This is a genomic window from Meiothermus sp., assembly GCF_025060375.1.
In the GTDB taxonomy this organism is placed as follows: Bacteria; Deinococcota; Deinococci; order Deinococcales; family Thermaceae; genus Meiothermus.
The window spans coordinates 23,869-42,724 of the sequence record NZ_JANXCG010000045.1 but is presented as its reverse complement, the minus strand read 5'-3'; the positions used below and the strand labels follow the sequence as shown (position 1 = coordinate 42,724).

Genomic DNA, 18,856 nt, shown 5'->3' with positions numbered 1-18,856 from the left:
TACCTGAGCTTCATGTACCACCGCGAGGCCAAGCGGCACCATCTGGCCGGGTTGTAGCTGTGGACCCGCACAATAGAAGGTGTTGCGGGTAGACCAAGAACGTCTGGGCGCGCTGTGTAGGCGTTACCGCGTAAGGCGTTCGCCGCTGCGCACTTCACCGCTAACCCAAAGAGGGCTCGGCTGATTCACGGGCTTGATCTTCAATTACCTCCCGGTCCGGGGGAAGGACTCAGCTCAACAGGGCTTCCGGCGTCTCGGGGAGGCGGATGCCCTGGGCCAGGAGGCGCTCCCGCTCGGCAAAGATCTCCTGGGCTAGGGCCAGAGCAGGCTCGGGATCTTCGGCGTACAGATCCCGCAGATGTTCCTCAAGAAGGGGAAACTCCTCCACAAGAACCAGGGCCTCGTCGGGATTGTAGGCCTCCGGCCGCTCCAGGAAGCGCTTCACCTCTCTCCACCTCCAGCGGGCCAGCTCTAGGGAAGAGAGGGAAGGGAGGGAAGCCAGGGGGGTTTTCTGAACCATACCACCTCGCTCCAAGGGACCTTTAGGCAGGACAACCCGCTTGCAGCGTATCCCGTGACCACGGTTCCGCTCCAGGGAGTATACCACGAGCCAGTATCCCCGCAATTTTGGGCCGCCCAGGGGCTCAGGCACGGCCCACTCCACGGGAAGAAGGGCCGCCAACACGGGCCCCTGGTTCCACCGGTAGGCCAGAAGAGCAGGGGAGAGGGCTGTTTCCTGGCAAGGGCGTTTGTAAGCCTCCGGGGTGGTGGCCTCAAGCTGCTTCTCCAGAAAGCGCCTGCGGAGGTGGATTTCCAAGGAGCTGGCCCGCGAGATGTCCTGGAGAAAGCGCTCCTCCGGGGGCATGCTCTGCACCCGCCGGTTGAAGGGGGCCTGGCCCATCGTCCCCGCGGCCCAAAGCTCTCCCCCGCCCTCCGCCAAACAGCGCAGGTGGGTCTGGGGCAGGGCGGTCACAAAGGCCCGCCACAGGGCGGGATCGTAGTCCTGGGGGCTCGGGCTCCACTCCTCAGCCGTGGGAGCCCAGCCAAACCCCTCCTGGGGGCATGGTCTAGGGTCGCGGCGCTACTCCTCCTCCCCGGCGGCGGGGTTATAGCAGCCTATGCGGTAGGGCTCGTCGAAGACCACCAGTCTTTGAGGGCATAGTGCTTGAAAGGGCCAGACCAGGCTGTGCATGAGCCCAGCCCGGGTGGAGAGGCCCGAACAGACCCGTAGCGGTGCTCAATGGTCCCCCAACCCCCTTAGGGGATGGCCTCCCTGAGGCTGCTCCCGCGTGGTCGGGAGGAAACGATCTCGTAGCAGTGCAGTGGGAAACCGGCCCACTTGGCACCCTGGAGGTGGGAAAAAGTGGGAGTTAAGTGGGGCTCAGTGGTAAAAAGTGGGAAAAACGTGGTACATTACCCTCCAGAGCGGCACCTCGAGTGGGAACAGCCCGTTGGGGCGCCAAGGATATAGGTGAGGAGCCAGCGGGATGCCTTTCGGTGAATACCAGTACAGCCTCGATGAAAAGGGCCGGGTAGTCATCCCTCCCCCTTTTCGCTCGTTCATCGAGGATGGGGTGGTCATCACCCGGGGGCTCGAGGGCTGCTTGTACCTCTACCCCTTGCATACCTGGAGCAACATCGAACGGCAGCTTCAAAACGTTCCCCTCATTGACCGACCGGCCCAGCTTTTGGTGCGCTTCCTATACTCCGGCGCCCACAAGACCCAGATGGACAACGCCTCCCGTATCACCATCCCCCCCACCCTGCGCAAGTTTGCAGGCCTCGAAGAAACCGGAGAGGCGGTGGTGGCGGGAGCCCCCACCCGTCTGGAGCTCTGGAGCGAGCAGCGCTGGTGGGAGAGCATCAACAAGTTCCTGGAGAACCCCACCACCCCCGAGGCCCTGCGCGGCCTGATTGGATAGGCCATGCTCACGCTCGCCCCTTCCCAAGGAGAACCCATGCAGCACATCCCGGTGCTCTACCAAGAAGCCCTTAGTTGGCTTGGCGTTCGGCCTGGCGGGCTGTACGTGGACGCCACTCTGGGAGGGGCCGGGCACACCCGGGGCATCCTGGAGCAAGGAGGGCGGGTGGTGGCCTTTGACCAAGACCCCGAGGCCATCGCTCGAGCCCGGGCCCTGGGTCTTCCCAACCTGACCCTGGTGGAGGCCAACTTCCGCCACCTGGAAAGCGAACTGGGCAGGCTGGGCATCTGGCAGGTGGACGGGATTCTGGCCGACCTAGGGGTATCCAGCTTCCATCTGGAGGACCCCAGCCGTGGCTTCAGCTACCAAAAAGAGGGCCCCCTGGATATGCGGATGGGCCAGGGCGACCGCACCGCAGAACAGGTGGTGAACACCTACAGCGAGGACGAAATCGCCCGCATCCTCCAGGAGTACGGCGAGGAACCACAAGCCCGCCGGATTGCTCGCTTCATTGTGCAAAATCGCCCCATCCGCACCACCACCCACCTGGCCGAGGTCATCCGCCGGGCCACCGGCTACCGCTCCGCCGGGCACCCTGCCCGGCGCAGCTTCCAAGCCCTGCGCATACACGTAAACGACGAGCTGGGGGCTCTAGAGGCGCTGCTCGAGGCCGCCGAGCGGGTCCTGAGGCCCTCGGGGCGGCTGGTGGTTATCAGCTTCCACTCGCTGGAAGACCGGCTGGTCAAGCGCTTCTTACGCAACTCGGCAGTGCTCGTACCCCTAAGCAAAAAACCCATCCTCCCCTCCGAGGAGGAAAGGCAACGGAACCCCCGCGCCCGCAGCGCCAAGATGCGGGTGGCCGAACGCAAAGGAGGCCCAGGGTGAAAAGCGCGCTGCGGTGGGGAACGGTCTACATCGTGCTGATGGTTGGCTTGACCGCTCTGGGCCACTACAACCAGCAGCAGTCCGCCCGCCTGCAAGCCCTCCTCCGGCGCGAGGCCGACCTGAGGCAAAGGGAGGTGCGGCTCAACCTGGAGCGCTACCAACTCACCTCGCCTCTGGCCTTACTCGAGTGGGCTGAGGCACAGGGGTATATCCCCATGAGCCTGGGACGCTGGGCTGAGGGAGGGAGGATTCCGTGAGGCCGCTGGAAAGACCACAGCAAAGCGCCGCTCTAAGCCGAGGCTGGGCGGTGCTAATGGCCTTTTTGGCCTTTGCGCTGAGCCTGGCCTATGGTTTTTACCTGCTGTGGCACAACGCCCCCGGGCTCTCGCTGCAACCATCCCCTTCGGCCTCACCCCTACGGGGTCGGCTCGAAGCCGCCGATGGCACCCCACTGGCCCTGAGCACCCCTGAGGAACCTCGGCTCTACCCGCTGGGGCTTTCCGCTACCCAGCTCCTGGGGTTTGGTGAGCGGGCCAACGGAAGGGGCTTGGCGGGGCTCGAGCTGGACCTAGAACCGCTCCTGTCCCAAGGGCAAAGCCTGCGCCTCACCATTCAACCGCAAGTCCAGGCCATCGCCGAGAGGGCCCTTTGGCGAGGCGCCCAGTCCGCACGCGCCGACTGGGGAGCCGCCCTGGTCATGGAGGCCCGGACCGGCCGCCTTCTGGCCGTGGCCAACGCCCCCCCCTTTGACCCTGCCGCACCCCGCAAAGGCGCCCAGGAAGACCTCTCCTGGCGCAACCACGCCTTTACCCAGGCCATAGAACCAGGCTCCACCGTAAAGTCCCTCACTGCCGCGGTGCTCCTGGAAGAGGGGGTAGCCCAGCTAGGAACCCGGGTCTACGCCCCCATGAGCCGCCGGGTGGCTGGATGGACCATCAACGACGCGGTCAAACACCCAGAGACGCTCACCCTGGCCGAGGTGCTCAGGTACTCCTCCAACGTGGGCATCACCACTTTGGCCGAGCGGCTTCCCAGGGCAACCCTCTACCGCTACTTTGAGCGGCTGCACCTTATGGACAAAGCCTTGCTGCCCCCTCCCCATCCGGCCGTGGCCGTGCAGGTGGCCTCACCCCTGTTCCGTCCGCTGGCCCGTTGGGGCCCCGCGGAGTACGCCAACGCCACCTTCGGACAGGGCTTCCTGATCACCCCACTGCACTTAGCGGCCGCCTACAACACCCTGGCCGCCGATGGCACCTACCGGCAACCGCTCCTCTTCGATGGCAGTCCTGGTAGGAGTGAACGGGTCTTCCGGCCTGAGGTGGCCCAGGACATCCGGAGAGCGCTGGCGCGGGGAATGACCGAAAATGCCCGGCTGGCCGGGTACACCCTGGCGGGGAAAACCGGAACCGCGCAGGTGGTGGTGAATGGCCGCTACAGCAACGAGGTCTACACCGCGCTTTTCGCCGGATTCGTGCCCGCCGAAAGGCCCAGGGCTACCGTGGTGGTGGTCCTCTTCCATCCCCAGGCCGGGCGCATCCACGGCGCTCAGGTGGCGGCCCCCATCTATCGGGAAATCGCCGCCGGCTTGCTGGCCCTGTGGGGCATTCCACCGCAGTTGGAGCTCTCATCCCCTGGGGGTAGACTGGTACGCTGATGTGTGTTTTGTGTAACTTGAGCTCCTTACTCATAAGGCTATGAAGGGAAGGACAGGCGGAGAACTCAGACCGGAATGGGTGGCCCAGCTCACCGGCGGCAAGGCATACCCCGGGGTAAGGGCCGCCCACGACCTGCACTGGGATTCACGCCAGGTCGGTCCTGGAGTAGCCTTTTTTGCCCTTCCGGGCAGCAAGGCCCACGGGCGGGATTTTGCCCATGAGGCGCTGGCCAAGGGCGCGCCCTTCGTGGTCACCGACCAGGGGCACCCCGGAGCAGTGCAGGTGCGCCACCCTGAGCGAGCTCTTCTGGTCCTGGGCCGGGCCCTGCGGGATCGCTTTGGGGGTACGGTGGTCGCGGTGGGGGGCAGCTCGGGCAAGACCACCACCAAAGAGTGCCTAGCCCAGGGCCTAGGCTGGCCTGCACCGGAAGGCAACCTGAACAACGCACCGGGTCTGGCCCGCTTTTTCCTGCACCTGGGGGAGGCTCCGGGCTGCGTGGTGGAGCTGGGGATTGACCGACCGCTGGAGATGGCCGAGCTCACCTACCTGGCTCGCCCCAATCTGGGGGTGCTCACGGCGCTGGGAGCGGAGCACCTGGAAGGGCTCGGAAGCCTGGAAAACGTCATCCGGGAGGAAAGCTGGCTCCTGTGGGCAAGCCCTGTCCGGCTGGCAAGCGCTCAGGCAGCGGAACAGCTGAGGATACCCGGCCTCAAAACCTATGGCATTGGCGAGGGCGACTTCCAGGCCCGGGACCTCGAGCTGGCCCTGGACTCCAGCCAGTTCCGCTACGGGGAGCTACGGGTCCGCCTACCCTATCCAGGGTTGGGGGCCGTTTTGGGAGCGCTGGCCGCGCTGGCCGTGGCTGAGGTGCTGGGCCAGCCCCTGGGGGAAACCGCCGAGCGGCTAGCCTGGCTAAAGCTCCCTCCTGGACGAATGCAGCAGCTCGAGCTTGGCGGAATACGCTTCCTCAACGACGCCTACAACGCCAACCCCCTTTCCCTGAAAGCAGGGCTCGAGTTCCTCCAAACCCAGCGCGGCCGCAAGTGGTTGGTGCTGGGCCAGATGGCCGAGCTGGGGGAGGAGGCTCCGCGGTACCACCTCGAGGCCGCCCACTGGGCCGCCCAGGTAAGCCCCCACCGGGTTTTCATCGGTCCCTTCGCTCGAGCTCAGGCCGCCGAGGTGGGGGGAGTAGCCCTGGAAACCCTGGAGGAGGCCATCCAGTTCCTCCAGCAGAACGTCCAGCCAGGCGACCTGGTCTACCTGAAGGCCTCGCGTAGCGTGGGGTTGGAGCGGCTGTTGGAGCTGTGGCCCAGGGAGGGAGCATGAGAAGGGGCGTGCTGGCGCTCGTCTTGGGGCTTGCCGCCTGCGCACCCCAACCGTCTACCCAGCCACCCTCTCAGCCCCTGCTCATCGAAGGAGGTGTCGTGGAAGGGCGGTTTGTGCGCGCAGTTGGCCTGGAGCTGGCCCTGCCCGCCCCTCCCCTGGCGGTAGCCCGCAGTGGCGAGACGCTGCTGGCGGCCTACCCCTTCCAGCTCCTCGTCTATCAAGGTGGTTTCATCCGCGAAAACTTCCCCCTTCCGGGGGTGCCCACCTTCGTGCGGGCCAAGCCCAGCCCCCTGGTGGGCCTAGAAGACCGGCTCTTCGCCCCGGGCCTGGGCACCCTGCCCTACCGGGCCAAGGACGCCCTGCGCACCTCCGATGGGGTCTACTGGCTGGACGAAAGGGGGGTCTACTTTGAGCGTCGCCAGCTGCACGGAGGCCGCTACACCTTCCTGGCGGCCAGTGAACGGTACATCTTCGCCTTTGGTCAGGAGGCACTGCGCCTGCCCGACGGCCTGCGGGTTCCGCTGCCACCTGGGGTCAAGGCTGCGGTGGTCCTGGACGAGCTTTACGTCCTCAACCCAGAGGGTCTCTACCGCCTAAGCCTAGAGGGTCTGCGCCTGGGCTTCCGGCCAGGGGCTTTTGAGGGCCTGGAAAGCGACGGGGGCTTCCTTTACACCCTGCAGGCAGGCCACCTGGTTGCCCTGCAGCGCAACCTAGAGCCAGCCGCCCCCAGCCGACCTTGGAGCACACCATGAACACCCTGGCCGCTGCCCTCCTCCTGAGCTGGTTTTTCACCGGCCTCTGGATTACCCTCATGCAGGCCCTGGGCCTCGGAAAGCGGGTGCGGGCGGAGGGCCCCCAAAGCCACCTAAGCAAGGCCGGCACCCCCAGCATGGGAGGGGTAGCCTTTTTGCTAGCCGCCGCCTCGGTGTACGCCCTGTCGGGGGGCGACCGGTGGGCTGGCCTCTGGCTTCTGGTCCTGGGCATGGCCTTGTTGGGTCTGGCCGACGACCTGGCCGGTTCGCTGCGGAGGCCCCTGCGGGCTCGAGAGAAGCTGGTCGTGCAGGCCCTGATGAGCTTCATCTTCGCCCTCTGGGCCGCAAGGCTGGTGCAGTACACCCCCCACCCGGCGCTGGACGTACTCCTCATCACCCTGGTCGTCATCGCGGCCTGCAATGCCTTCAACTTCACGGACGGGGTGGACGGGCTGCTGGCCAGTGTAACGGCGGTTCTCCTGCTGCCCTTCCTGGGGCTGCCCACCGCCCAGGCCGCCTTGGGGGGGCTTTTGGGCTTCCTTTGGTACAACGCTCCGCGGGCCACGGTCTTCATGGGGGATACCGGAAGCATGGCGCTGGGGGCTTTGGTGGCGGGGCTTTTCATCCTGGAGGGGAAGCTCTGGTGGTTGCCGCTGGCTGCGCTCATCCCAGCGCTGGAGGTGCTCTCGGTGGTGGTTCAGGTGGCCTACTTCCGCCGCACCGGCAGGCGCCTCCTCAAGATGAGCCCGCTCCACCACCACTTTGAGCTGTCGGGCTGGTCCGAGAGCAAGGTGGTCTTCCGTTTCGTAGCGGTCACTGCCCTCACCACCGCTCTCGCAGCGCACCTTTGGGGAGGAAAAGGATGAAGCGGCTCGTCTACGGCCTTGGACGCAGCGGGCTGGGGGTGCTGGGCTACCTGCGGCGGCATGGAATGCCAGCTTGGTTCTATGACGATGCGCTGAAGCCTGAGGAGGCCCGAAGGGCCTTGGAGATGGGCTTTGAGCTGGAGCCCGAGCCCAGGCCAGGCCACTACCAGCAAGTCATCGCCGCCCCTGGGGTACCCCTGAACCACCCCCGGCTGGCCGCCCTGCGGGAAGGCGGGGCCGAGGTCATCGGGGAGGCCGAGCTGGTGTACCGGCACTCCACGACCCCCCTCATCGGCATCACCGGTACCGCCGGAAAGACAAGCTGCACCCTATTCACCGCTCACTTTCTCAGGGCCTTGGGCTTTCATGCAAAGGAGGGTGGCAACATTGACCCTCCCCTATCAAGCGTGGTGGACGAGGCCGAGGTGGCCGTCGCCGAGCTCTCCAGCTTCCAGCTCGAGCGCACCCGGTACTTCCGACCTCGGGTGGCGGTGCTTCTCCTGCTGGGGGTGGACCACCTGGACCGGCACGGAAGCCTGGAGGCCTACCACGAGGCCAAGCTCAAGCTCATCCAGAACCTAACCCCCCAGGATGCGCTGGTCTACAACGCGCAAGACGCCCGCATCCGCAGGGCCATCCAGGGAAGCCCAGCCCAGCTTTATCCCTTTGAACCCGCCGCCAACCCCCGCGAGACCAACCTCAATGCAGCCCTACAGGCGGCGTTGGCCTATGCCCGGATTGCAATGCGGGAACAACCTGAGCGCACCTGGCCGTTTGCCCCCACCCCCGAAAACCTCAAGCCCTTCGGCCAAAGTGCCCCTTGGCCTGAGGCCCGCTATGAGGTGTTCGCCCGGATAGGGCGGGTCGTCTTCATAGACGACTCCATCGCCACCCGCCTAGACGCGGTGCGCTCAGCGCTGGAAGCCGCGCCCGCCCCCATCGCCTGGGTTCTAGGCGGGGTAGACAAAGGGGCCCCTGTGGAGGAGCTACGGGAGGTGGTGGGGCGCAGGGTGGGCCTCATCCTCGCCATTGGTCGGGACGGGCCCCGCATGGCCCAGGCCTTCCAGGGACTGGCCGAGGTGGTGGAGATTCGCGAGCCCAACGGCCGGCTGGCCCTGGAACGAGCTGTTCGGGAGGCCCTGGAACGGATCACCGAGGGCAGCGTGCTCCTGGCCCCCTTGGCTGCCTCTTTTGACCAGTTCAAGGACTACAAGGAGCGCTCCAGGGCCTTCCGAGAGGTGGTGCACGCGTTGGGAGGCCAAGGTGGATAGCATCCTGCTGCTGGCCCAGCTTCTGCTCTTCGCGCTGTCGGCGCTGGGGGTAGCCGCCGCAGACGGGATGCGGGGCGTGCGGGAGGCGCACAGCCTGGAGAACCTGCGCAACATGCTCCTGGCCCTAGGCCTCACCCTGCTGGTCTCGCGGCTCCACCCCCGCTGGGCCCTCTGGACGGCCCGACCCTTCTTCCTGCTGACCCTGGCCCTGCTGGGGCTAAACCTGGTCATCGGATTCGGCCCGGGCAGCGAGCGGCGTTTCATCGACCTCCCCGGGGTTGGGTTCAACCTCCAGCCCTCCGAGCTGGCCAAACTCGCGGTCCCCCTCTATCTGGCCGCCTTCTTTCACCAGAAGCCCGCCGACTACCCCATCATCGGCCCGGTAACAGCCATCGTTCTGGCCTCCACCCTGATCCTCATCTCGCCTGACCTGGACACCGCCCTGTTCCTGCTCTTCCTAGCAGGCCTGCTTCTCTTCGCCATCGGCGTACCTACCCGGCGGCTGCTGGCCGTTATGTTTGCGGGCAGCCTGGTCCTGTTGGCCTTTTCTGGGGTCTTCGTGGAGCGGCTTGAGAAGGCCCACGAGCGGTTCTCCGGATGGCAGACCTACGTGGGCGGCCGGGTGGCTGAGCTCACCCCTGAACTCACGCGGGGTCCTCTTTATCAAATCACCCAGGCCCACAAAGTGATCGTCAACGCGGGACTCTTCGGCCAAGGCGCAGGTGCCCGGATGCCCAACCTGCCGGAATCCCACAACGACTTCATTCTGGCCTCCATCATCTGGGCTGGGGGCTGGCTGGCAGGGGGCATGCTGTTGCTGGCCTGGTGGCTGATCCTCGCCCGAGGCCTGCAGATTGCGGCCCACCTCGAGGGTTCCCTGAGCGTCTTGGCCCTGGGCCTAACCCTCTACCTCTGCTTGCAGGCCGCGCTCAACATCGCGGCCGTACTGGGTATGCTCCCCATTGGGGGCTCCCCGCTGCCCCTGGTCAGCGTAGGGGGCAACGCCATGCTCATGGCCGGGGTGGCCATGGGGCTGCTGCACGGCCTCGCGCGGCAGGCCTTCGCCCAGACCCCCAAGGAGGTTCGGCTGTGAAGGCGGAGGTGGTGGTGACTGGGGGTGGCACCGGCGGCCACCTGTACCCGGGGCTGGCGGCCGCCCGGGCCTTGTTGGAGGCGGGTTTGGCGGTGGTCTACGTGGGGGCGCTGGGCGGCTTGGAGGAGCGGGTGCTCCCCAGGAGCGGCCTGCCCTACCACCTCATCCCTGCCGGCAAGCTCAGCCGCGATGCCCTGCGCCCGAAGGAGGCCCTGAAGCTCCTGCGGGGGCTTGGGGCTGCTCAACGGATCGTGGGGGAACTGAGGCCCAAAGCGGTGCTCAGCATGGGCGGGTATGCGGGCTTCCCGGTGGCCTTTGTGGCTGCCTTGAAGCGAATTCCTTTGGTGGTTCACGAGCAAAACGCCAAACTGGGGCTGGCCAATCAGGCCCTCGCCCGGCTGGCCCGGCGACTCGCCCTAGCCACCCCCATGGCGCTACCCCCATCCCTAGCCGCCAAGGCCCAGGTGGTGGGCTACCCAGTGCGGGAAGAGTCCTATCCTGCAGAGGAGGCTCGAGCCCGGCTGGGCCTGGACCCACACCGCCCTACCCTTCTGGTGCTGGGGGGCAGCCAGGGAAGCCAGGAGCTCAACCGGGAACTCCCCGGGCGGCTCTACCCGCTCCTCTCCCACTGGCAGGTGCTGCACCAGTGCGGCCCCCGCTGGGAGGCGGAGATGAAGGCCAGGGAAAGACCCCACTACCACATCCGGGGCTATGTGGAAGCCCCCCTGGCCTGGAGCGCGGCCGACCTGGCCATCGCCCGTTGCGGGGCTGGTACCCTAGCCGAGGCCGCTTTCCACCAGGTGCCGGTGCTGGGGGTGCCCCTACCAAGCCACCTAGACGGCGGGGCCCAGTGGGCCAACGTGGGCTTCTATGCTGAGCAAGGCGCAGCCCGGCGGCTTTCCTCCTGGGCCGAGTTCGAACGAGAGCTGGAGGCCCTTCTGGAACCCTCCACGCGGGACCAAATCCGCGCTAAACTCAAAGGGTTGTCTCCTGCCGGAGCCGCTCAGCGGCTGGCCCAAGCAGTGCTGGAGGTAGTGTGAGGCACTATCACCTGATGGGGATCGGGGGAATTGGCATGAGCGGGCTGGCCCGCCTTCTGCGCGAGGACGGCCACCGGGTGAGCGGCTGCGACCAGCACAGCTCCGAACTCACCCAGGCCCTAGAGCGGGAGGGGATCCGGGTCTACCAAGGGCACAGCCCGGCCCACCTGGAGGGGGTAGACATCCTGGTGGCCTCCACCGCCATTCCTGAGGATGAGCCGGAGGTAAGGGCGGCTCGAGCCCTGGGCCTCCCAGTCTGGCGGCGGATCCAGGTGGTGGCCGAAATCCTGAAGGGCGGCTTTAGCCTGGGGGTAACCGGTTCCCACGGCAAGACCAGCACCACCGCCATGCTCTACAGCATCTTCCAAGCTGCCCAGGCCGACCCCACGGTGCTGCTGGGCGCAGAGTACGGCCCTTTGGGGGGAAGCGTCAGGGCTGGGCAGGGCCGCTACCGCATCGCTGAGATAGACGAGTCCGACCCCCTTTTCCGCTTCCTCAGCCTGGACGTGGCGGTGATTACCAACCTGGAGGCCGACCACGTCTCTCCGGACGGCACAGCCCGGCCTAACTACCACAGCTCCTTTGAGGCCCTCCGAGAGGCCATGCGCGCCTTCGCCAGCCGGGCTGGGCACGTGGTCTACAACGGGGACCCCCGCTGGGGCCTGCTGGAGAAGCTCACCCAGGGCTACCCCAGAAGCCGCTTCGGCCTGACCGAAGGCGACTGCCGTGCCCAAGATATAGGCCTGGAGGCCTTCAGCAGCCGCTTCACCCTGGTTTGGAAGGGCAGGCCCCTGGGCCAGGTGTTCCTCCAGGTGCCGGGTGAGCACAACATCGCCAACGCCCTGGCCGCAGCCTGCGCAGCGCTGGTGGCTGGGCTGCCCTTTGGGGCGGTACAGGAGGGGCTGGCCCGGTACACCGGCGCCGCCCGTCGCTTCGAACGCCTGGGTGAGCTCAACGGCGCTCTGATCGTAGACGATTACGCCCACAATGCCACCAAGCTTCAGGCCCTCCTGCAGGCCGCCCGCCGCACCGGCCTTCAGGTGCGGGCCGTCTTCCAACCCCACCGCTTTGGGCGCAGCGAACAGGAGTGGCCGCTCTATGCCCGGGCTTTGGAGCTGGCCGACGAGGCAATTATCCTGGACGTCTACAGCGCAGGGGAAACCCCGCTTCAGCTCAGCAGCGCCCAGATTGCAGAAGGCATCGTGGCCCACCTAAAGGCCCAGGGGAAAAAGGCCCGCTACTGCAGCTGGGATGAGGCCCTGGGCTACCTGCGCAGGAGCGCTGCCCCTGGGCAGCTTATCCTGACGATTGGGGCTGGGAACGTCTCCAGGCTGGGACGCCTGCTCGCAACGGAGAAGGAGGCGGTGTGAGGGTAGAACGGCTGCCCATGGCCCGGCTTACCACCCTTGGGGTGGGGGGAGAGGCCGAGGTCTGGACGGTGGAAACCCTGGACGACCTCAAGCGGGCCACCGAGGCCCCCTACCGCGTGCTGGGCAACGGTTCCAACCTGCTGGTGGCCGATGGAGGGGTGGCTGAGCGGGTTATCCGGCTGGCCGGGGAGTTTGCCCAGTGGAACCCTGACCTCTCGGGCTGGGTAGGGGCCGGAGCAATGGTGCCCAGCCTGGTCCAGGCGGCAGCCCGGCTGGGGCTTTCGGGGCTGGAGGGACTCTATGGGGTCCCGGCCCAGGTAGGAGGAGCGGTCAAGATGAACGCGGGTACCCGCTTCGGGGAGATGAGCGGAGCGCTCGCAGAAGTGGAAATCTTCCACGATGGCGGCTTACACGTCTACCAGCCCCACGAACTCGGCTTCACCTACCGAGGCTCCCGGCTGCCCGAAGGGGGTATCGTGACACGGGTCAGGCTCAGGCTGTCCATGGCCTCTCCTGAAGCAGTGCGGGCGCGGATCGCCCTGGTAGACGCGGCGCGAAAGGGTCAGCCCAAGCGGAAAAGCGCAGGGTGCGCCTTCAAAAACCCCCCCGGCGACTCGGCCGGACGGATGATCGATGCTGCAGGCCTGAAGGGCACCACCGTAGGGCGGGCCATGATCAGCCACGAACACGGCAACTTTCTCATCAACCTGGGCGGGGCCACCGCAGCGGATATGTACGGCCTTATCAAGAAGGTGCAGGCGGTGCTGCCGCTGGAGGTGGAGTGGGAGATATGGGGGGAAATTGAGCCTCAAGCGGAGGTAGTGCCATGAGGGAGAGCAGAGGGCGTGGTTCCCTAGCCCTTAGGGCGTTGTTGGGGCTTTTGCTGATGGCCTCTTTGGCCGTCGGTTCCCGAGTGGCCCTTCCGGTGGAGGAGGTTGAGGTGGTGGGCAACCGACAGCTTTCCCCTGGTTACGTTCGGCAGGTGACCGGGCTCGAGGTGGGCTCCCCTTGGCTTTGGGCCCGGCCCCAGCAGCTTCAGCCCCTGCTGCAGAATCCCTGGGTCAAGGCGGCTCGGCTCGAGCGCCCAGCGCCTGGGCGGCTGCGCATCGTGCTGGAGGAGCGCGAGCCCATCGCCAGCCTGCGGCTGGGCCCAGAACTCTACGGGCTGAGCGCCGACGGGGTGCTCCTGCCTGGGGCCCCCCAGCGGGCCCCACTCCTCTTGGGCCAGGGCCAAGCTCCCCTTGCCGATCTGCTCCTGCTGGTGCAGACTTTCCCCGATGCCGAGCGGATCCGCTTCGGTGTGGGGGGGTATCAGGTAGAGAAGGGGGAATTAAAAGTATGGGCCAAAAACGTCAGGGAGTTGCAAGATTGGGCCAAAGCCAGCAGAATAGGCCCAAGTGCCGCCACCAACCCTCTTAGGCCGTCTGGAGCCGAGCGCATCTACGTGTATTCTTGGGGGGTGAGTGCTCGCCGATGATTCTCGTAGGTTTGGACGTTGGAACCACCAAAGTAACCGCAGTCATCGGTGAACTCTCGCCGGATGGCATCCTGGACGTTATCGGCGAGGGAACCGTCCCTTCCCAGGGCCTGCGGCGGGGGGTTGTGACCAACCTCGAGCGCACCACCGAGTCCATCCGCCAGGCCATTTTCCAGGCCGAGCGGGTGGCCGGGGTCAAGGCCGAGCGGGTCTGGGTGGGGGTGGCTGGAGCCCACGTGCGCAGCGTCACCAGCCATGGCCTGGCAGCCATCCGGCGAGGACAGCAGATCACCCCCGCGGATGTGGAGCGGGCCATTGAGCAGGCCAAGGCTTACCCCTTTGAGGGAGACTATGAGCTCATCCACGCCCTGCCCCTGGACTTCCGGGTGGACGGCCAGGAGGGTATCCGCGACCCCGTCGGCATGGCCGGGGTGCGTCTGGAGGTGGACGTGCACCTGGTCGCTGGGAGCAAAGGCCCCCTTGCCAACCTGCGCAAGGCGGTGGAGAACGCGGGGCTCGAGGTGGAAGGCCTGGTGCTGCAGGCCTACGCCTCGGGGCTGGCCGTGCTCTCCCCGGAGGAGCTCTCCATGACCGTGATGCTAGTGGACATCGGCGGTGGTACCACCGACGTAGCGGTCTTTCGGCAGGGACGCCTGGCCCACTCCGCGGTGATTCCCCTGGGGGGCGACCACGTCTCCCAAGACATCGCCAAACTGCTCCAAATTCCCGTAGAGGAGGCCGAAAGGGTGGCCAAAAAATACGGCGCGGCCCTGCCGGAGCTGGCCGATCCAGAGCTGGTGCTGGAGGTCAGCCAGGAGGGCACCACCCAGGTCTCCTATCAGGCGCCCGAGCTGGCCCGCATCATCCGCCCACGTCTGCGGGAAATCCTACACCTGGCCCGCCAAAGCGTGGACGAGGCCCTGGGTCCTTTGGAAATCACCGTGGGTAAGGTAATCCTTACCGGGGGAGGTAGCATGGTGCGAGGCTTGGAAGAGCTGGCCCGCAAGCAGTTCAACCTGCCGGTGCGGATGGGCAAGCCCTTGGGGGTGCAAGGGCTTGCCGATGTGGTGGCCGCCCCCACCCACGCTACCGCGGTGGGCCTCGTGCGGCATGCCGCCAGCCTAGCCCTACAGACTCCCTCTTCGCGGGGCCTGAGGCCCACCCGCAAACCCGCCTCCGGCAAACCGCAGCCCAACGCAGAGGGCACAGCCAGCGGACTCTGGGAGCGCATCAAGGGGATGTTCAAAAATTTCTTCTGAAGGAGCTTTTATGGGCGAGGTTCGGATTAAGGTAATTGGACTCGGCGGCGCTGGCAACAACGCGGTAAACCGCATGATTGAGTCAGGCCTTAGCGGGGTCGAGTTCATCGCTGCCAACACCGACGCGCAGGTGCTCTCGGCTAGCCTGGCTGAGACACGTGTCCAGCTCGGTGAAAAGCTCACCCGAGGTTTGGGTGCAGGGGCCAACCCTGAGATTGGAGAAAAAGCCGCCCAGGAAGCTGAGGAGCTGATTGGGGAGTACCTGGAGGGCGCCGATATGGTCTTCATCACCGCGGGGATGGGCGGCGGCACGGGGACCGGCAGCGCCCCGGTGGTGGCCCGCATCGCCAGGAGCCTGGGTGCCCTTACCCTGGGGGTGGTCACCCGACCCTTTAGCTGGGAGGGGCCGCGCCGCATGCGGGCTGCCGAGGAGGGCATCAAGCGGCTTCGCGAGCACGTGGATGCCATGGTGGTCATCTCCAACGACCGCTTGCTCTCCGCTTTGGATAAGAAGGTCTCCGCCAAGGACGCCTTCATGATTGCCGACCGGGTGCTCTACCACGGGGTAAAGGGCATCACCGACGTCATCAACCTTCCGGGCCAGATTAACCTAGACTTCGCTGATGTGCGCACCCTGCTCAAGGACGCCGGCCAGGTCCTGATGGGCATCGGGGCGGGCCGCGGCGAAAATAAGGTACAGGAAGCCGCCCAATCAGCGATCCAAAGCCCCCTTCTAGACCGCTCAGTGGAAGGGGCTCACAAGCTCCTCATCAATGTAGTTGGCGATGAGGACATCTCCTTGATGGAGGCTAGCCAGGTGGTGGAGCTTATTCGCGAAGCCACCGGTGTAGAGGACGTGGACGTACTCTACGGCCTCACTTACGACAATCGGGCTCAAGACGAGATGCGGGTAATTCTGATTGCCACCGGCTTCCACGATAACACCGTCACAGCTGGTCCCAAGGGTCGCAGCCTCATTGACTTCCCCACCACAGGCGTGGACCTCAGCAACTTTGAGATTCCCGCCTTCATTCGCTACGGGGATGGCGACTACCCCCCTAAACGGGGCAACTGACGGGGCGCAGGGCTGCGGGGGAGGCGGGAGCCTGCCAGACCAATGGTCGTGCTCGGCATTGACCCCGGCATCACCAACTTGGGCCTGGGCGTGGTGGAACAAACAGGCCAGCGCTACCGGATGCTGCACGGCCAGGTTATCCAGACCGCCCATGGCCAGCCCGCACCTGAGCGGGTTGGCAAACTCTACCGGGCTGTGTACGAGGCCGCCCGCCTCTACCAACCCCAGGCTATCTCGGTAGAGGAACAGTTCTTCTACCGGCAAAACGAGCTGGCCTACAAGGTGGGCTGGGCTATGGGGGTGGTGTTTTTGGTGGCCGACCAGATGTCCATACCGGTCTATGGCTACGGCCCACCCCAGGTCAAGCAGGCCCTTGTGGGCAGCGGGAACGCCGACAAACAGCAGATCGCCTACATGGTGCGGGCACTCCTGGGGCTCCCCTCACTGCCCAGACCCACCCACCTAGCGGACGCGCTGGCCATTGCCCTGACCCACTGCTTCCACCAGCGCCTGAGGTCAAACGAACCCCTGCGCTGAGCTGCTAGTTTTACAATCTTCACTGTATGCGCGTCGGACATCGTCTTTGGTTAGCAGGACTTTTCTTTCTGATGAGCGGATTTTCGCTGGCCCAAGGGGTGCGCAGCCTGGGAATGGCCGGGCTGGTGCTCCCAGGGCCGGGGGCAGCCTATCTAAACCCAGCCTACGCTGCTTACCCTGCGGGGGTATACGGCAGCGAAGCCGGATTCCAGCTACCGCTGGGCCTACTCGGGATTCTCCTGCGTCCTGAGAGCAACCCCATCCCCATTCTCCGAAACCCCCAAAGCCTCTCCGACCCCAGCAACCCCTTTGACTTCCTGAGCTTTTACGACCAGCTAACCCACATCAACAGCCTTCTCATCAATCCCGCCTCCTCCACTGCTTTTGTCAACCCCAACACCGGCTACCCGGAGATTCAAATCATCGTGGAGGCCGGGAGAATCCAGGTCACCGACTACCAGGGCCGGCCCCTCAACCTTGACTTAGGCCTGGGCAGGACCATCGGGGTAGCCTCGAGCGTGGCCCTTACGCCTGCGCCCCTGTTTCGCATACCCCTGTTGCAGGAGGGCAGCCTGTACCTCGAGCTGGGCCCCTATGCGGGCGGCTTTGGGCTGGCCCTCTCCCCCAACAGCGCCCTGCGCCAAGCACTAGCAGCGGGTAGCCTCCAACCCAACACCGAGTACGCCGTAACCCTAAACGCCAGCGGCCTGTCTGGGGTAGGCCTGAGCTTTGGTTACGCCACCCGGCTGCCCGAGCTACCCATTCCCGAACTGGGCAGGGTCCGCCTGTACACGGGTGGCCGCGGCGAGGGGTTCTACGGCCTGTCCTACCTTGAGAGCAACCTCAGCGTGGGTCTGCAGACCGACGCCCAGGGGCAGATTGACCCCAACCAACCCCCCGTCTACCGCGGGAGCATCTTCTACACCTACCCGGGCAACGGAAACGGCTTTGGCCTGCGGGCCGACCTGGGGGTGGTGGCCGAGGCGCGGGGGGTTACCGTAGGGCTCGGCATCCGAAACCTGCTGGGCTTCGCTCGCTGGAGCGGAACCGAGCTGGTCTGGAACGGCAGCTCCAGTCCCACCTCAGCCCAGGCCGAGCGCAGCAGCTTCGGCTTTGTGCCGGCCTTCTTCCTAAACGCCGCCACCAAGGTACCCCTGGAAATGGGCCAGCTCACCCTGGGGGGCGACCTAGGCTACGAAACCCGCCTCTACGGCCGCATCGGCGGAGAATACGCCCTGGGGCCAGGCCGCTTCCGGGCTGGACTGGGCTTTGACGATGGTTTCCGCATCGGTCTAGGAGCAGGTGTGACAGGCCCTGGCTTCAGCCTGGACGCCGCCCTCACCACCCACCGCGCCCCCCTCGTGGGCCACACCGTCTTTGGTATTGCCATGAGCCTGGGCCTGAATTTCTGAAGGGAGCGACCATGCGCAAACTCATCCTGCTCTTTTCCGTTCTGCTGCTCTTGGCGGGCTGCAGCGCAGCCACCCGCTACAACGTAAACGTCAACGTGCTCAGCTTTGTACCCGCACACCAGCGCACCCTCAGCATCCCAAGCGGCTCCGGCACCTTCTTCTTCCCCGGGTCGAGCTTTGAGGGCCAGGTAGTCTCGGTTCCCACGGTTGTGGACGTCATCGAGCGAGCGCAGCTCGTGGTGCGGGCCAGCGTGACCAACACCGGCAGCACCAACTTCAGCGGCAACCTTGAACTGCGCCTGGCCCCCGTAGGCGACACCAACCTGGTGGACAACAACGGGGGGGACCTGGGCATAGGCTACACCAGCCTGACCATACCCCCAGGCCAGACTCAGAACCTGACCATCGACCTAACCCTAAACGCCAATCAGAACCAGGCCGCCTTCAACATTGTCAAAAGCGGCAACTTCCGAATAGGGGTGCGGGTGGGCGCCACCAGCACTGGCGGAATCCTGGCGTTCACCGAGGCCCGGGTAGCCCTTACCGGCCGCCCCTTCGCCTTCTTCAAGTGAACAGCCCCCTGGGTCCGTTTTGCTACAATTGGCGCCGTGAGTGAGGCCGCCACCAGGACCCGCCCCTCATCCAAGGCGGCACCCCGCACCCCGCCTCTGTACAAGGTGCTGTTGCTGAACGACGACTACACCCCGATGGACTTCGTGGTAGAGGTTCTAATGCGCTACTTCCGAAAAAGCGAGGCCGAAGCAGTCCGCATCATGCTCCAGGTCCACCACACCGGGGTGGGGGTAGCGGGGGTCTACCCCTTTGAGATCGCCGAAACCAAGGTAAATCAGGTGAGGGCCGCGGCCCAGCGGGAGGGGCACCCCCTGCAGTGCACCCTGGAACCCGAGTAAGCGGT

Annotated in this window: 20 protein-coding genes; 19 read left to right on the top strand and 1 reads right to left on the bottom strand. The window is 65.7% G+C overall.

Going from position 1 to position 18,856, the window contains the following annotated elements:
- Positions 1–229 precede the first annotated feature (229 nt).
- Positions 230–973 (bottom strand): hypothetical protein, encoded by a 744-nt coding sequence (locus tag NZ849_RS06195; protein ID WP_295405384.1) that lies wholly within the window; start codon positions 971–973, stop codon positions 230–232.
- Between the two features lie 514 nt (positions 974–1,487).
- Between NZ849_RS06195 and mraZ the strand changes: the two genes are divergently transcribed.
- The 19 genes from mraZ (at position 1,488) to clpS (ending at position 18,851) form a co-directional block, all read left to right on the top strand.
- Positions 1,488–1,922 (top strand): division/cell wall cluster transcriptional repressor MraZ, encoded by a 435-nt coding sequence (gene mraZ, locus NZ849_RS06190; protein WP_295405382.1) that lies wholly within the window; start codon positions 1,488–1,490, stop codon positions 1,920–1,922.
- Positions 1,923–1,958: 36 nt separating this feature from the next.
- Positions 1,959–2,807: a 16S rRNA (cytosine(1402)-N(4))-methyltransferase RsmH gene (gene rsmH, locus NZ849_RS06185; protein ID WP_295405391.1), complete on the top strand. Its 849-nt coding sequence runs from the start codon at positions 1,959–1,961 to the stop codon at positions 2,805–2,807.
- On the top strand, positions 2,804–3,064 hold the full coding sequence (locus tag NZ849_RS06180; RefSeq protein ID WP_295405380.1) for a hypothetical protein: 261 nt from the start codon (positions 2,804–2,806) through the stop codon (positions 3,062–3,064). Before rsmH ends, NZ849_RS06180 begins: the two co-directional genes overlap by 4 nt.
- 56 nt (positions 3,065–3,120) lie before the next feature.
- The gene (locus tag NZ849_RS06175; protein ID WP_295405389.1) at positions 3,121–4,461 is read left to right on the top strand and encodes a penicillin-binding protein 2; all 1,341 of its coding nucleotides are present in this window, start codon (positions 3,121–3,123) and stop codon (positions 4,459–4,461) included.
- A gap of 40 nt (positions 4,462–4,501) precedes the next feature.
- A complete protein-coding gene (gene murF, locus NZ849_RS06170) occupies positions 4,502–5,788 on the top strand; it encodes a UDP-N-acetylmuramoyl-tripeptide--D-alanyl-D-alanine ligase (RefSeq protein ID WP_295405377.1) in 1,287 nt (428 codons plus the stop codon).
- 113 nt (positions 5,789–5,901) lie between these two features.
- The gene (locus tag NZ849_RS06165; protein ID WP_295405375.1) at positions 5,902–6,540 is read left to right on the top strand and encodes a hypothetical protein; all 639 of its coding nucleotides are present in this window, start codon (positions 5,902–5,904) and stop codon (positions 6,538–6,540) included.
- Positions 6,537–7,406, top strand: a complete 870-nt coding sequence (locus NZ849_RS06160) for a phospho-N-acetylmuramoyl-pentapeptide-transferase (RefSeq protein WP_295405373.1) — start codon at positions 6,537–6,539, stop codon at positions 7,404–7,406. Before NZ849_RS06165 ends, NZ849_RS06160 begins: the two co-directional genes overlap by 4 nt.
- Positions 7,403–8,677 (top strand): Mur ligase family protein, encoded by a 1,275-nt coding sequence (murD, locus tag NZ849_RS06155; RefSeq protein ID WP_295405371.1) that lies wholly within the window; start codon positions 7,403–7,405, stop codon positions 8,675–8,677. The genes NZ849_RS06160 and murD overlap by 4 nt, the downstream gene beginning before the upstream one ends.
- The gene (locus NZ849_RS06150; RefSeq protein ID WP_295405369.1) at positions 8,670–9,770 is read left to right on the top strand and encodes an FtsW/RodA/SpoVE family cell cycle protein; all 1,101 of its coding nucleotides are present in this window, start codon (positions 8,670–8,672) and stop codon (positions 9,768–9,770) included. The genes murD and NZ849_RS06150 overlap by 8 nt, the downstream gene beginning before the upstream one ends.
- Positions 9,767–10,810 (top strand): glycosyltransferase, encoded by a 1,044-nt coding sequence (locus NZ849_RS06145; RefSeq protein WP_295387591.1) that lies wholly within the window; start codon positions 9,767–9,769, stop codon positions 10,808–10,810. The genes NZ849_RS06150 and NZ849_RS06145 overlap by 4 nt, the downstream gene beginning before the upstream one ends.
- Entirely contained in the window at positions 10,807–12,180 is a 1,374-nt protein-coding gene (gene murC, locus NZ849_RS06140) for a UDP-N-acetylmuramate--L-alanine ligase (RefSeq protein ID WP_295387588.1), read from the top strand. Before NZ849_RS06145 ends, murC begins: the two co-directional genes overlap by 4 nt.
- Positions 12,177–13,010 carry a UDP-N-acetylmuramate dehydrogenase gene (locus NZ849_RS06135; protein WP_295387586.1) on the top strand — a complete coding sequence of 278 codons (834 nt, stop codon included), beginning with the start codon at positions 12,177–12,179 and terminating at the stop codon, positions 13,008–13,010. Before murC ends, NZ849_RS06135 begins: the two co-directional genes overlap by 4 nt.
- A complete protein-coding gene (locus NZ849_RS06130) occupies positions 13,007–13,657 on the top strand; it encodes an FtsQ-type POTRA domain-containing protein (protein ID WP_295405367.1) in 651 nt (216 codons plus the stop codon). Before NZ849_RS06135 ends, NZ849_RS06130 begins: the two co-directional genes overlap by 4 nt.
- Positions 13,654–14,916, top strand: coding sequence for a cell division protein FtsA (gene ftsA / locus NZ849_RS06125; RefSeq protein WP_295387582.1), 1,263 nt, complete (start codon positions 13,654–13,656; stop codon positions 14,914–14,916). Before NZ849_RS06130 ends, ftsA begins: the two co-directional genes overlap by 4 nt.
- Positions 14,917–14,926: 10 nt before the next feature.
- Positions 14,927–15,991: a cell division protein FtsZ gene (gene ftsZ, locus NZ849_RS06120; protein WP_295387579.1), complete on the top strand. Its 1,065-nt coding sequence runs from the start codon at positions 14,927–14,929 to the stop codon at positions 15,989–15,991.
- A gap of 42 nt (positions 15,992–16,033) precedes the next feature.
- On the top strand, positions 16,034–16,528 hold the full coding sequence (gene ruvC / locus NZ849_RS06115) for a crossover junction endodeoxyribonuclease RuvC (protein WP_295387577.1): 495 nt from the start codon (positions 16,034–16,036) through the stop codon (positions 16,526–16,528).
- Positions 16,529–16,554: 26 nt separating this feature from the next.
- A complete protein-coding gene (locus NZ849_RS06110; RefSeq protein ID WP_295405365.1) occupies positions 16,555–17,940 on the top strand; it encodes a TetR family transcriptional regulator in 1,386 nt (461 codons plus the stop codon).
- 11 nt (positions 17,941–17,951) lie between these two features.
- Positions 17,952–18,512, top strand: a complete 561-nt coding sequence (locus NZ849_RS06105; RefSeq protein ID WP_295405363.1) for a hypothetical protein — start codon at positions 17,952–17,954, stop codon at positions 18,510–18,512.
- Between the two features lie 36 nt (positions 18,513–18,548).
- A complete protein-coding gene (clpS, locus tag NZ849_RS06100; protein WP_295387570.1) occupies positions 18,549–18,851 on the top strand; it encodes an ATP-dependent Clp protease adapter ClpS in 303 nt (100 codons plus the stop codon).
- The last annotated feature ends 5 nt before the right edge of the window (positions 18,852–18,856 follow it).